This is a genomic window from Amycolatopsis pretoriensis, from assembly GCF_900107925.1.
In the GTDB taxonomy this organism is placed as follows: Bacteria; Actinomycetota; Actinomycetes; order Mycobacteriales; family Pseudonocardiaceae; genus Amycolatopsis; species Amycolatopsis pretoriensis.
Map to the genome: position 1 here is coordinate 65,370 of NZ_FNUJ01000008.1, position 12,100 is coordinate 77,469.

The window sequence follows — 12,100 nt, forward strand, 5'->3', positions numbered from 1 at the left end:
CTGCTCCGGGCGGGCGTGAAAGTCCCGCTCAGGGTAGTCACTCCCCCCGCCGTGACTCCAACGGGTTATCGGCGGCCCGTTTTTGTCGGTGGTGCCCGCTAGCTTCGAGGGCATGGCGATCCACATGGGCATGATCACGATCGACTGCGCGGACCCGCGCGGTCTGGCGGAGTTCTGGACGGCGGCGCTGGGCACGACGGTCGCCCAGGACTACGGCGGCGAGTTCCTGGTGCTCGCGCCCCCCGAGGGCGGGCTGCCGCTCGGGCTGCAACGGGTCCCGGAGCCCCGCGCGGGCAAGAACAGAGTGCACGTCGACTTCGGCGGCGATGATCGCGCGGCGGAGGTGAAACGGCTGGTCGGGCTGGGTGCGAAGGAGGTGGCGGAGCATTCGGTGCCGGGGCTGGCGTGGACGGTGCTGACCGATCCCGAGGGCAACGAGTTCTGCGTCTCCGGGTAGTCCGCCTGGCCGGCGGGTAGAAAGGCGGCATGAGCGCTCGCGTACTGCTGCCGTGGACCGACATCGACGTGCCGGAGGGGGTAGAGGCCGCCTACTACGACGGTGTCGCGCCGCCGCCGGACGGCCTGGACGGCGTCGAGTTCTACGTGCTGCCCTACGACCGCGGGGCCGAGCCGCCGAAGCTGATCCGGGAGCTGCCGGCGTTGCGCGTGGTGCAATCGCTGTCGGCCGGGGTCGAGGCGCTCGTGCCGTTGCTGCCCGACGGCGTCCGGCTGGCGAACGGGAGGGGCTTGCATGACCTGAGCGTGGCGGAGCACGCGCTCGCGCTGATCCACGCGGCGCAGCGGGACCTGCCGCGGTGGTTCGCGCAGCAGACGCGCGGAGAGTGGACGCGCGAGCACACGCGCTCGCTCGCCGACAGCCGGGTGCTCCTGGTCGGGTACGGCTCGATCGGGCAGGCGATCGAGCGTCAGCTGGTGGCGGCGGAGGCCGCGGTGACGCGGGTGGCAAGCCGAGCGCGCCCGGAGTCGCAGGTGCACGGCGTCGACGAGCTACCCCGCCTGCTGCCGGACGCCGACATCGTGGTGCTGATCCTCCCGGACACCCCATCGACGCGCGGCCTGTTCGACGCGAAGACCCTCGCGGCCCTACCCGACGACGCCCTGGTGGTGAACGTCGGCCGCGGCACGGCGGTGGACACGGACGCCCTCCTGGCCGAGACCCGGTCCGGACGGCTGCGCGCGGGCCTGGACGTCGTCGATCCGGAGCCGTTGCCGAGCGACCATCCACTGTGGACGATGCCTGGAGTGGTCATCACGCCGCACATCGCCGGCGGATCGGCGTCGTTTTACCCGCGCGCGAAGAAGCTGGCGGCGGAGCAGGTGCGCAGGTATGTGGCGGGTGAGGAGCTGCTCAACCTCGTAGAGCGGTGAGGACGGCGGTCCACGCAGCCGGGGTGACGGTCAGTTGCCCCTGCTCGCGGGCCTTCGTGTCCCGGATGCCAACAGAACGGTCCACCTTCACCTCGACACACTCGGATTGGGCCCCGCTGTAGCTCGCTTTGCGCCAGCCGACCTCGACACAATTGCCTTCGGTCGCGCTATAGCTCGCCGTGCGCCAGTCGAAGGCAACCTCCACACACTCGGATTGGGTACCGCTGTAGCTCGACTTGCGCCAATCCCGCATGTTCGGCCTCCCGGCTATCGCGCGACCTCCCGAAGCAGTGCTCGGGTGGCATCCTCGGTCATTGCCTTGCCCTCCAAGAGCTTAGCCTGCTTGCGATACTTGCCGACAACATCGACCTCGTGGAGGAACGCGGTCGCTTCGGAGTGCTCGAGGTGCACGATGGTCGGCAAGTCGCCGAACTCGTAAAGCACGAACGGTCCGTAGAGGCCGGGGTGGTAACCAATTTTCGCGGGCAGCACGCGCAACGTCACGTTGGTGAAGTCCGCTATGCCCAGCAGATGATCCATCTGGTCGGACATCACATCTTCACCGCCGATCTCGTCGCGGATCGCGGCTTCGCCGACGATCGCGGTGAGCTTGACCGGATCGGGCTTTGTCAGAATCCGTTGGCGGGCGAGCCGGGTAACGAGGTGGATATCGGCCTGCGCCAGGCTGAGTTGCCCGCCGTTGAGAACTGCCCGCGCGTAATCCGCGGATTGCAGCAGCCCCGGAACGATCGCCAGCGACCACATCGTGATGTGGGTGGCGGTGCGCTCGTACTCGACGATGCCGCTCAGCGCGGGCGGCAAGTCCGACGGGTTGGAATCGAGCCAGTTGTCGTCCTTGGCGCGCCTGGCCAGGCGCATCATGCGGTCATAGGTCGCGTCGTCGACCTGGAGGGCGCCCAGCAACCGGGCCACGTCCTCCGGGGACGCCACCCGCTGCCCCTTTTCCCACGCCGACAGCAACTGCGGGAGAATCCGCACCATCCGGGCCAGTTCGCGCAAACCTTTACCCCGCGTCATCCGCAATTCGCGCAGCGACGCGGCCAATGCTCTCGCACCCGGGGAAGCAGAAGTCGGCTTCATAGGGCGATGGTACGAACACCGTCCATTCCCCGATCGGCGGTGGGGCGTCCCATTACCAGGACAGTTCAGGACAGGACGTACACGTGCCATTCGTCGTCGACGCGATATCCGCACCGTTCGTAAACGCCCAGGGCGCGGTGCGCGTTGTCGACGTCGACGTTCAGGGCCGACCGGTCGAATCCCGCCGCCTTCGCCGCCAGGAGCGTGTGCCCCAGCAGCCCGGACGCCACGCCGCGGCCGCGCAGCACCTCGCGCGTTCCCACCCAGGTGGCGTAGTGCTCGCGGACGCCCGTCGCCGCGGCTTCGGACTCGTAGAAGTGGCTCAGCACGAACGCCAGGACCTTGTCGTCGTCGAGGACGAGGAACGACAGATCCGGGCGGAAGTCCTTGGAGCCGGTGACGAGGTGGTGCCAGGCGTCGGGCCCGTAGACCGTGCTGCCCCAGTGGCCGGCGAAGGCGTCGTTGCGGGCGTCGAGCGCCGCGAGGTCGTGCTCGAAGCCGAACGGCACCGCCGTGATGCCGTCCGGGAGCGGCGGCTGCGGCGGCAGGTCGGCGAGGCCGACGCGCATGTTGACCATCGTCCGCTGGTGCGTGAACCCCGCGCCGGCCAGGACACCGGCGATCCAGCGCTCGTTCTGGTGCTGGCCGTGGTGCAGCTCCATCGGTGCGCCCGGGAAGGCGCGCTCGTGGACTTCACAGCTGGTGCGCGTCAACCACTCGACCAGGCGAGTGCCGACGGCGTCGGTCCGGTACTCGGGATGCACGACCGACTGCAGGCGGATCATGTGCACCGGGTCCGCGGCGTCGCGGCGGCGGATCAGGCCGTAGCCGACCAGCTCCTCGCCGGCCCAGGCGCCGAGGGTGGCGCGGGGCAGGTCGACGTTGGGCGCGACCAGCTCGTCGCGGAGGTCGTCGTCGCTGAAGTGGTCCCCCGTCCGGTCGATCTCCTCGGCGGCGGCGTACAGGCGGGTGAGCGCGGGGACGTCGTCGAGGGTCAGCGGGCGCCAGGTCAGGTCCATGCCCGGAGGCTAGGCCGGACGGCGGCGGCCGCGCACCCCGATTTACGCTCGTCGGGTGCTGGTGCTCCTCCCCCCTTCCGAGACCAAGGCCGACGGCGGCCGCGGCGGTCCGCTCGACCTCGCCGCGCTGTCGTTCCCCGAGCTGAACCCGGCGCGCGCGAAGCTCGCCGACGCGCTCGCCGAGCTGGCCGGCGACGTCCCGGCGAGCATCGCGGCCCTCGGCCTCACCGAGCGCCAGGCCGGCGAGGTGGCGCGCAACGCGCAGGTGTGGACGTCGGCGACGATGCCCGCGCTGCGCCGCTACACCGGCGTCCTGTACGACGCGCTCGACGTCAAGAGCTTCACGAAGGCGGGCCTGGAGAAGGCGCACCGGCGGCTGGCGGTGACGTCGTCGCTGTTCGGCGTGGTGTCGGCGACCGACCCGATCCCGGCGTACCGGCTTTCGGGCGGGAACTCGCTGCCGTCGGTCGGGACGATCCGCGGGCACTGGAAGCCGATCCTCGAGCCCGTGTTGCAGCAGGTCGAGGGCCTGGTGGTGGACCTCCGGTCGGGCACGTACTCGGCGTTCGCGAAGCTGCGCCCGGACGCGGTGACGGTCCGCGTGGTGACGGAGAACGCCCGCGGCGAGCGCGTGACCGTCAGCCACTTCAACAAGGCCTACAAGGGCCGCCTGGCGCGGGCGCTGGCGGAGACGCGCGCGGAACCGTCCACAGTGGACCAGCTGGTCAAGGTGATCGCGAAGGCCGGCATGACGGTCGAGCGCACCGGCGACCACGCCCTGGAGCTGGTCACCGAAGGCTGACCGCGGCTCAGAACCGGTCCGGCGCGAACGGCGTCAGGTCGAAGCCCGGGTCCTCCCCCAGCGCGACCGCCGCGACCAGCTTCCCCGCGAAAGGCGCGTTCGTCAGCCCGCCCGGACCGAATCCCGTCGACACCGCCAGCCCCGGCCGGATCGACCCCAGGATCGGCAACCCGTCGGGCGTGCCCGGGCGGAAGCCGACCCGGGTCTCGGCCAAGGTCGCGTCCGCGAGGCCGGGCGCCACCGTCAGCGCGTTGTCCAGCACCTCGCGCTGGCCCGCCGCCGTCACGCGGTAGTCGAAGCCCGACTCCGCCTCGCGCGTCGCGCCCGCGACCACGCGGCCGCCGGCGAACGCCAGCAGGTAGTGGCTCGTGCGGGGCAACACCACCGGCCACGCCGCCGTGTCCGTGCCCGGCAGGTCGAAGTGGCTGATCTGGCCGCGGTGCGGCGTCACCGGCAGGTCGATCCCCAGCGGTGCCAGCAGTTCGCGGCTCCACGCGCCGGCCGCGACCACGATGCTGTCCGCTTCCAGGGGACCGTCCGGGCTCGCCACGGTCCCGTCCGCACGGAACGCCACTTCCCCTTCGACGAACGTCACGCCCCGGCGTTCGGCGTCGCGCAGCAGGGCGCGACGCAGCTGGTGCCCGTCGACGCGGCCCGCGCCGCTCAGGTGCACCGCCCCCAGCTCGGGCGCCAGGGCCGGGAACAGCTCGCGGGCCTGGGCCGGGTCGAGCCGGCGGACCTCGCCGGCCTCCGGCGCGTCGGCCGCCCGCGCGGTCAGCCGCTCGTGCGCTTCGGCCAGCTCGGCGTCGTCGGCCGAGACGATCATCCCGCCGACGACCTCGAACGACGACTCCGCGAGCTCCGTCGTCAATTCCCGGTAATACCGGCCGGCCGCCGACGCGAGCGGGTACAGGGCGTCGTCCCAGCGTGACGTCCAGGGGCTGACGATCCCGGCGCCGGCTTCGGTGGCCGTTCCCGGGCGGGCCGCGTCCGCGACGACCACCTCCACGCCCCGGCCCGCCAGGTGCCACGCCGTTGCCGCGCCGCCGATTCCGCTTCCGATCACGAGCACTCGCATGTCCCCCACCCTGCCCGAAAGTGCCGCGCCCGGGCCAACGGGCTTCCCCCGCACCGCACAGTGCCCGGTCGTATGCTGCGCGCCATGCCGAGCCGTGCCGAGCGGTATGTCGCCCATCTCGACACCCTGACCGGGGACGTCGAACCCCGGTTGCAGCCCATCACGTCGACCCACGCCGGGCTCGACGACGTCATCGCGTTCGTCTTCGCCGACGAACCGGAGCCGAGATACCTGACCGGCGCGACCTACGGCCTCTCGCTCGCCGACCACGCCGAGTGGCACGGGGTGCGACCGGAGCTGTGGATCAGCGTCCGGTCCGACGACCCGGTGTGGGCGCTGGCCATCGGCTACCTCGCCGAGCAGCTGCGGGGCACGTGCCCGTTCGTCTACGGCGACACCATCGACTTCGGCCAGCCGATCGCCCCGGAGTCGGCGATGACGGCGTTCGCCGTGTCGGCGCCCGCGGGCCTCGACGCGCACCAGTACACGCTGATCGACATCGGCGGCCCGCCGATCAGCATCGCCGGCTGCTACCCGGTGCACGACACCGAACGCAAGTACATCCGCGAGCACGGCATCGACGCGTTCTGGCAGCTGGACTGGGACCTCTACGACGTCCGCCGGCCGCCCGTCGTCTGATACGCGGCCGTCGCGAGCTCGGCGAACGACCGCACCAGCGGGCCGGCGTCCTTCCACGCGACGACCACGGGGTTCGGCGCGAGGTCCGTGAGCGGCACGACCGTCAGGTCGCCCGGCGGCCGGTGGCCGAGCGGCATCAGGCCGACGGTCCCGTTCCACAGCACTGCTTGCAGGCACTCCTGGACGCCCCGCACCACCGGGCCTTCGCGCGGTTCGCCGCCGTGCCAGTAGGCCTGCCAGACCGGGTCGGTGCCGTCCGGGAACCGGAACCACCGCCGGTCGGCGAGGTCTGCGAGCCGCAGGTGGTCGCGCCGGGCCAGCGGGTCGTCGGCGCGCAGCACCGCGCCCACCGGGTCTTCGCGCAGCCGGTGCACGGTCAGGCCGGCGTCGTCGAACGGCCCGCGGGTCAGCGCGACGTCGACGAGCCCGGCGCGCAGCCCGCACGTCGGGTCGGTGAGGTCCGTGTCGCGGACGCGGACCTCGACGCCGGGGTGCCGCCGGCGGTAGGCGTCGGCGAGCCGCGTCGCGTCCGGGTCCGCGCTGTCGGCGAGGATGCCGACCGTGATCGCGGTGGCGCCGGCCGCCGACGCCACGCGCACGCGCGCCTGGTCGGCCTGCTCCAGCAGAGCGCGCGCCTCGTCGAGCAGCGCCGAGCCGGCGGGCGTGAGCGCGACGCCCGCGGCCGAGCGCACCAGCAGCACGGCGCCGACGTCGGCCTCCAGCTGCTTGACGGCGCGGCTCAGCGGCGGCTGGCTCATGTGCAGCCGCGCGGCGGCCCGGCCGAAATGGAGTTCTTCGGCGACGGCCACGAAGTACCGCAGCGTGCGCAGTTCCATCAACGCTCGTAAGGCCAGACGTCGTCGGGGAAGACGCGCGCGAACCAGTGCGGCTGGACGTCCCGCAGCCGCAGGACCCGCCACCGGCGCGGGTCCGCGGGCTCGGGGACGGCGACCTCGACGTCCGGACCGTGGGTGAAGAGCCGTTCCTGGCAGACCCCGCAGGGCGCCAGGACCCAGTAGCCGCGGTCCTCGTCGGCCGCGGTCACGCAGACCGAGCCGGTCACGCGCCGCCCGAGCTTGAAGGCTTCGCAGATCGCGCCGGTTTCGTGGCACAGACCGACGGCCTGGTTCGGGAAGTCCGGCGCGGTGCTCGTCAACACCGTCCCGTCGTCGAGGCGCAGTGCCGCCGCCCCGGACCAAGCCGTGCCGCCGAAGCGGTCCCGCGCCAGCGCGATCGCCGCGTCCACCAGTTCCTGATCGACTGCCATGCGCCGACAGTAGCGCTGACCGGCGACGATGTTCTCCTGGTATCGGCACCTCGCAATCGGTCTTGGACGGCTCCTTCCTTCCGGCGGTGGAATCGGGGCATGACCGACATGACCGATCCCGCCGTGCGGGTGGCCGACGCCGTGGAACTGGCGCCGGACCTGCTGGTGATCCCCAACCACGGCGTCGACCTCGTACCCAACATCGGCGTCGTGGGCGGCACGGAGGCCGTCCTCGTCGTCGACACGGGCCTCGGCGTCGCGAACGCGGCGGAGGTGCTCGCGTTCGCGACGTCGGTGGCCGCGGGCCGTCGCCTGTTCCTGACGACGACCCACTTCCACCCCGAGCACGCCTACGGCGCGCAGGTGTTCGCCGGGGCGGCGACGTACCTGGCCAACCGCGCCCAGGCCGACGACTTCGCCACGAAGGGCGCGGGCTACCTCGAGATGTTCCGCGGGCTCGACCCGGTGGTGGCCGCCCGGCTCGAGGACGTGCGGGTGCCCGTGCCCGACGAGGTCTACGACGGCTCGCGGGAGCTCGACCTCGGCGGCCGGACCGTCGGGCTGCGGCCGACGGGCCGGGGTCACACGACCGGTGACCAGGTGGTCGAGGTCCCGGACGCCGGCGTCCTGTTCACCGGCGACCTGGCCGAGACCGGGCAGTTCGCGATCCTCCCGTGGTTCCCACCGCACGACACGGACGTCACGGCAGTGGGGTGGATTTCGGTGCTGGACCGGCTGGTTTCGGACGGACCGCGAACGGTGGTGCCCGGGCACGGAGAGGTCGGCGGGGTGGCGGTGCTCACCGACGTCCGTGCCTACCTGCGCGAGCTGCGGGACGAGACCTGGCACCGGCGCGGCTCCGGGCTCGGCGTGGAGGCGATCGCCGCCGAGGTGCGTTCGGTGCTCGTCGAACGCCATCCGGAGTGGGCCGGCCGCGAGTGGATCGACCCGGGGGTCGGCTGCCTGTGCGCCGAGCACGACGCACAGACAGCCACCCGGGGGTGATCACCGGTGGCGAGGGGGCTCGCCACCGGGCGGTGGCCCGCTGCCGGGGTGGGCTCACAGGCGGTGAGCCGCCGCCGAGCAAGACTCGCCGCCGGGGTTCGCCGCGGAAGTCCGCCGTCGGAGCAGGCCCCCGCACGGGCCGACCCACCCCGGGATGGGTCCGCTCGCGCGGGCGCCTTGCTGACGGTCGACTTCCCATGCGGGATTCGGCGCCGAGGCGGGTTCGCCGCCGGGCAAGTCCCGCCTGGCCGGCCCTGCCTGGGTTGCCTTCCGGCCTGGCCCGCCGGGGCGGAGGCGCCGCCGGGCAGGGTTCGCTGCCCGGGTTCGCCGCGGAAGTCCGCCGTCGGAGCAGGCCCCCGCACGGGCCGGCCCACCCCGGGATGGGTCCGCTCGCGCGGGCGCCTGGCTGACGGTCGTCTTCCCAAGCGGGATTCGGCGCCAAGGCGGGTTCACCGCCGGGCAGCACTCGCCGCCGGTAAACCCGCCACCGGGCAGGACTCGCCGCCGGCAAGCCCACCGCCGGGCCGGTCCCGCCCGGCCGGCCCTGCCTGGGTTGCCTTCTCCGGCTTAGCCCGCCGGGCTGGAGGCGCCGCCGGGCAGGGTTCGCTGCCCGGATTCGCCGCGGAAGTCCGCCATCGCCGTAGACCCCCGCACGGGCCGACCCACACCGGGATGGGTCCGCTCGCGCGGGCGTCTCGCTGACGGTCGTCTTCCCGTGCGGGAAAACACCTTCCGCTCAGCTGCCCAGCACCGCCATTGCCGCGTTGTGGCCGGGGATGCCGCTCACACCACCTCCCCTCATGGCTCCCGCGCCGCACAGCAGCACCCGCTCGTGCTCGGTCTCCACGCCCCACTTGCCTTGCCGTGCCGGGTCTTCCGCGTACGGCCACGCCAGGTCGCGGTGGAAGATGTGGCCGGCCGGCAACCCCAGTTCGGCCTCCAGGTCGAGCGGGGTCTTCGCCTCCACGCTCGGCTTGCCGTCCGGGCCCACCAGCAGGCAGTCCTCGATGGGCTCGGCCAGCACGCTGTTCAGCGAAGCCAGCGTCGCGCGCAACGCCGCTTCGCGTGCCTCTTCGTTGTGCCCCTCGAAGAGGCGGGCCGGCATGTGCAGGCCGAACAGCGTCAGCGTCTGCGCTCCCGCCGCTCGCTCGGCCGGGCCGAGGATCGACGGGTCCGTCAGCGAATGGCAGTAGATCTCGCACGGCGGAAGCGAGGGGATCCTCCCCGCCGCCGCCTCGCGATAGGCCCTCTCCAGCTGGGAGAAGGTCTCGTTGACGTGGAACGTGCCGCCGAACGCCTCCGCCGGATCGACGTTCGGGTCGCGCAGCTTCGGCAGCCGGGACAGCACCATGTTCACCTTCAGCTGCGCGCCCTCCGGGCGATCCGCCGGCTCCTCGCCCAGCAGCCTCGCGAGCGTCGCCGGCGCGACGTTCGCCAGGACGTGCCCGCCGTGCACGACGTGCTCCGCGTCGTCGCGGCGGTACCGCACTTCCCCGTCCGGGGCGACGGACAGCACTTCCGCACCCGTGACGAGCCGCGCTCCGGCCGCCGCGGCCACCGCGGCGAGCGAACCGGTGACCGCGCCCATGCCGCCGACCGGGACGTCCCAGTCGCCGGTGCCGTTGCCGATCACGTGGTAGAGCAGGCACCGGTTCTGCCGCAGGTCCTCGCCACCCGCCGGAGCGAACGTGCCGATCAGCGCGTCGGTGAGCACGACGCCGCGGACCGTGTCGTCGCCGAACCACGACGTCAGGGTCTCGCCGATCGGCCGCTCGAACAACGCCGACCACGCTTCGGCGTCACCCACCCGTGCTCGGAAGTCCACTTCGGACAGCAGTGGCTCGGTCAGCGTGCCGAAGACGCGCCCGGCGACGCCTTCGGCCAGCTCGTAGAACCGTTGCCACGCCGCGAAGTCCGCTGTGGACCCGGTGACGGCGCGGAACGACGCCACCGTCCGGCCGGCGTCGCCCGTGTCGACAAGAAGACCCGAGTCGCCGGTCGGGGTGTACGACGACATCCGGCGCCGCAGCAACCGGACGTCGAGCCCGAGATCGGCCACGATCTTCTTCGGCAGCAGGCTCACGAGGTAGGAGTAGCGGGAAAGCCGGACGTCCACGCCGTCGAACGCGCGGAACGACACGGCGGCGCCACCGGTCTCCCCGCGCCGTTCGAGCACGAGCACCGACCGGCCCGCCCGCGCCAGGTACGCGGCCGCCACCAGCCCGTTGTGCCCGCCTCCGACGATCACGACGTCGTAGGAATCCATCCGCCCTCCTCGGGTTTCGCCTGCCTATTCATCGTGGCCATGACAGCGGTGCGAATTCAAGGAAACGTCGCGAACGGTCCTTTCGCGCTATTCGCTTGCGCGGAGCGTGACCGAACCGGCAAGCTGAACCGCAACCGGCAGGGAGCCGGGGTCGAGATCCGGGAGGTGCCGACGTGATGGATGTCCGGGCCCTTTCGCGCCCTCGCCCACCCGCCCCCCGGAGCTGACCACGCGCCCGGTGGGGCATCCCTGACCAAGGAGAACCCCACCAGTGCGCCAGCACGACTTCGAAGACTTCGACTCGTTCGACGACCAGCCCACCCGCCGCCGTCAGGCGCGGTCACGCCGCCGCGGGCGGTTCGAAGAACCCGAGCCCACCCGCAGCGGGCGGCTCACCGAAGGCGAACGCGTCCGGCTCGCCAAGCTGCGCGACGACGCCTACACCGAAAACCAGCTCCCCGATGGGGCTGACCGCTGGTCCACCTGGGACGACGCCGAACACGGTCCGTCACCCCGGCCGGACTGGGTCGTCACCGAGCTCGCCGCGGTCGACACCGATCTCGGCGTCCTCAAGACCGGCAAGGAGGCCGACGTCCACCTGCTGCGGCGCGGCCTGCCCGGCGCCGAAGGCACTTTGCTCGCCGCGAAGCGCTACCGCAGCGACGAACACAAGCTGTTCCACCGCGATGCGGGCTACCTCGAAGGACGGCGGATGCGCCGGTCCCGCGAGATGCGCGCGATCGAGCACCGCACCGCGTTCGGCCGCAACCTCATCGCCGAACAGTGGGCCGTCGCGGAGTTCGCCGCGTTGAGTCGCTTGTGGACGCTCGGCGCGCCCGTGCCGTACCCGGTGCAGCGCAACGGCACCGAACTGCTGCTGGAATTCCTCGGCGAGGACGACGGGACGGCCGCGCCGCGGCTGGCCCAGGCGCGCCCGGACCCGGACGAGCTGAAGGACCTCTGGTTCCAGGCCACCGGGGCGCTCGAGCTGCTCGCGTCGGAAGGGCTCGCGCACGGCGACCTCTCGGCGTACAACCTGCTGGTGCACCGGGGCCGGGTGATGGTGATCGACCTGCCCCAGGTCGTCGACGTCGTCGCCAACCCCGCCGGCGCCGAGTTCCTGGCCCGGGACGTGCGCAACCTGGCCGGCTGGTTCCACGGGCGCGGCCTCGGCGAGCACGTCACGAACACCGACGGGCTGCTGGCGGACCTCGTTTCCGCAGCCGGTCTCGGGTGACCGCGCGGCGGCGTCGCGGATGTGGCACGGAACACGTCTGCGACGCCGCCCACAACGGGTTACCTCCATGCGGAGGACCAGCTCCCCTTCAGGTACTATCGATACAGACCGCAACCGGCGGCGTGGATGTAGTTGGTGTCCGTCGCCTCCAAAGCCACCGAATGGCTCGCGGTGATCCGTAATCCCAAGCGGCGCGCAGTGTCGGAAAAGCGCAAGACACAGTGTGCCGGGTCCGTCCTTGTGAACGCCCACCGCACACCATCTTGCCCTGCCTGCGCGCGGGGAGCCGGGCCTCCT

13 protein-coding genes are annotated in these 12,100 nt (G+C 72.2%); 6 read left to right on the forward strand and 7 right to left on the reverse strand.

Annotated elements, in window-relative coordinates; all coding sequences use genetic code 11:
- Positions 1-112 precede the first annotated feature (112 nt).
- Both BLV96_RS33710 and BLV96_RS33715 read left to right on the forward strand, forming a co-directional pair.
- Entirely contained in the window at positions 113-457 is a 345-nt protein-coding gene (locus tag BLV96_RS33710; RefSeq protein WP_086680024.1) for a VOC family protein, read from the forward strand.
- Positions 458-486: 29 nt separating this feature from the next.
- Positions 487-1,389 (forward strand): 2-hydroxyacid dehydrogenase, encoded by a 903-nt coding sequence (locus BLV96_RS33715; protein ID WP_086680026.1) that lies wholly within the window; start codon positions 487-489, stop codon positions 1,387-1,389.
- Here BLV96_RS33715 and BLV96_RS33720 read toward each other — a convergent pair.
- The 3 genes from BLV96_RS33720 to BLV96_RS33730 form a co-directional block, all read right to left on the reverse strand.
- Positions 1,370-1,642, reverse strand: coding sequence for a DUF397 domain-containing protein (locus BLV96_RS33720; RefSeq protein ID WP_086680028.1), 273 nt, complete (start codon positions 1,640-1,642; stop codon positions 1,370-1,372). The two genes, BLV96_RS33715 and BLV96_RS33720, sit on opposite strands and share 20 nt — an antisense overlap.
- 14 nt (positions 1,643-1,656) lie before the next feature.
- Entirely contained in the window at positions 1,657-2,490 is an 834-nt protein-coding gene (locus BLV96_RS33725) for a helix-turn-helix domain-containing protein (protein ID WP_086680030.1), read from the reverse strand.
- Between the two features lie 65 nt (positions 2,491-2,555).
- Positions 2,556-3,509 carry a GNAT family N-acetyltransferase gene (locus BLV96_RS33730; RefSeq protein ID WP_086680032.1) on the reverse strand — a complete coding sequence of 318 codons (954 nt, stop codon included), beginning with the start codon at positions 3,507-3,509 and terminating at the stop codon, positions 2,556-2,558.
- A gap of 55 nt (positions 3,510-3,564) precedes the next feature.
- On the opposite strand from BLV96_RS33730, the gene yaaA reads away from it, so the two are divergent.
- Positions 3,565-4,311, forward strand: coding sequence for a peroxide stress protein YaaA (yaaA, locus tag BLV96_RS33735; protein WP_086680034.1), 747 nt, complete (start codon positions 3,565-3,567; stop codon positions 4,309-4,311).
- Between the two features lie 7 nt (positions 4,312-4,318).
- Here yaaA and BLV96_RS33740 read toward each other — a convergent pair whose 3' ends face one another.
- Positions 4,319-5,389 (reverse strand): NAD(P)/FAD-dependent oxidoreductase, encoded by a 1,071-nt coding sequence (locus tag BLV96_RS33740; RefSeq protein WP_167379824.1) that lies wholly within the window; start codon positions 5,387-5,389, stop codon positions 4,319-4,321.
- 84 nt (positions 5,390-5,473) lie between these two features.
- On the opposite strand from BLV96_RS33740, the gene BLV96_RS33745 reads away from it, so the two are divergent.
- Positions 5,474-6,028, forward strand: a complete 555-nt coding sequence (locus BLV96_RS33745; RefSeq protein WP_244180675.1) for a suppressor of fused domain protein — start codon at positions 5,474-5,476, stop codon at positions 6,026-6,028.
- Here BLV96_RS33745 and BLV96_RS33750 read toward each other — a convergent pair.
- A complete protein-coding gene (locus BLV96_RS33750) occupies positions 5,998-6,864 on the reverse strand; it encodes a LysR family transcriptional regulator (protein WP_086680040.1) in 867 nt (288 codons plus the stop codon). The genes BLV96_RS33745 and BLV96_RS33750 overlap by 31 nt on opposite strands.
- A complete protein-coding gene (locus BLV96_RS33755) occupies positions 6,864-7,295 on the reverse strand; it encodes a cytidine deaminase (RefSeq protein WP_086680042.1) in 432 nt (143 codons plus the stop codon). The genes BLV96_RS33750 and BLV96_RS33755 overlap by 1 nt, the downstream gene beginning before the upstream one ends.
- Before the next feature lie 99 nt (positions 7,296-7,394).
- Between BLV96_RS33755 and BLV96_RS33760 the strand changes: the two genes are divergently transcribed.
- The gene (locus BLV96_RS33760; protein WP_086680044.1) at positions 7,395-8,300 is read left to right on the forward strand and encodes an MBL fold metallo-hydrolase; all 906 of its coding nucleotides are present in this window, start codon (positions 7,395-7,397) and stop codon (positions 8,298-8,300) included.
- Between the two features lie 736 nt (positions 8,301-9,036).
- Here BLV96_RS33760 and BLV96_RS33765 read toward each other — a convergent pair.
- A complete protein-coding gene (locus BLV96_RS33765; protein ID WP_086680046.1) occupies positions 9,037-10,566 on the reverse strand; it encodes a phytoene desaturase family protein in 1,530 nt (509 codons plus the stop codon).
- Positions 10,567-10,837: 271 nt separating this feature from the next.
- Here BLV96_RS33765 and BLV96_RS33770 point away from each other — a divergent pair, with 271 nt between their 5' ends.
- Entirely contained in the window at positions 10,838-11,803 is a 966-nt protein-coding gene (locus BLV96_RS33770) for a serine protein kinase RIO (RefSeq protein WP_091389870.1), read from the forward strand.
- Positions 11,804-12,100 lie beyond the last annotated feature (297 nt).

Coding starts and splice junctions, on each gene's coding strand:
- BLV96_RS33710 (WP_086680024.1), top strand. CDS start 113: ATGGCGATCCACATGGGCATGATCACGATCGACTGCGCGGACCCGCGC.
- BLV96_RS33715 (WP_086680026.1), top strand. CDS start 487: ATGAGCGCTCGCGTACTGCTGCCGTGGACCGACATCGACGTGCCGGAG.
- BLV96_RS33720 (WP_086680028.1), bottom strand. CDS start 1,642: ATGCGGGATTGGCGCAAGTCGAGCTACAGCGGTACCCAATCCGAGTGT.
- BLV96_RS33725 (WP_086680030.1), bottom strand. CDS start 2,490: ATGAAGCCGACTTCTGCTTCCCCGGGTGCGAGAGCATTGGCCGCGTCG.
- BLV96_RS33730 (WP_086680032.1), bottom strand. CDS start 3,509: ATGGACCTGACCTGGCGCCCGCTGACCCTCGACGACGTCCCCGCGCTC.
- BLV96_RS33740 (WP_167379824.1), bottom strand. CDS start 5,389: ATGCGAGTGCTCGTGATCGGAAGCGGAATCGGCGGCGCGGCAACGGCG.
- BLV96_RS33745 (WP_244180675.1), top strand. CDS start 5,474: ATGCCGAGCCGTGCCGAGCGGTATGTCGCCCATCTCGACACCCTGACC.
- BLV96_RS33750 (WP_086680040.1), bottom strand. CDS start 6,864: ATGGAACTGCGCACGCTGCGGTACTTCGTGGCCGTCGCCGAAGAACTC.
- BLV96_RS33755 (WP_086680042.1), bottom strand. CDS start 7,295: ATGGCAGTCGATCAGGAACTGGTGGACGCGGCGATCGCGCTGGCGCGG.
- BLV96_RS33760 (WP_086680044.1), top strand. CDS start 7,395: ATGACCGACATGACCGATCCCGCCGTGCGGGTGGCCGACGCCGTGGAA.
- BLV96_RS33765 (WP_086680046.1), bottom strand. CDS start 10,566: ATGGATTCCTACGACGTCGTGATCGTCGGAGGCGGGCACAACGGGCTG.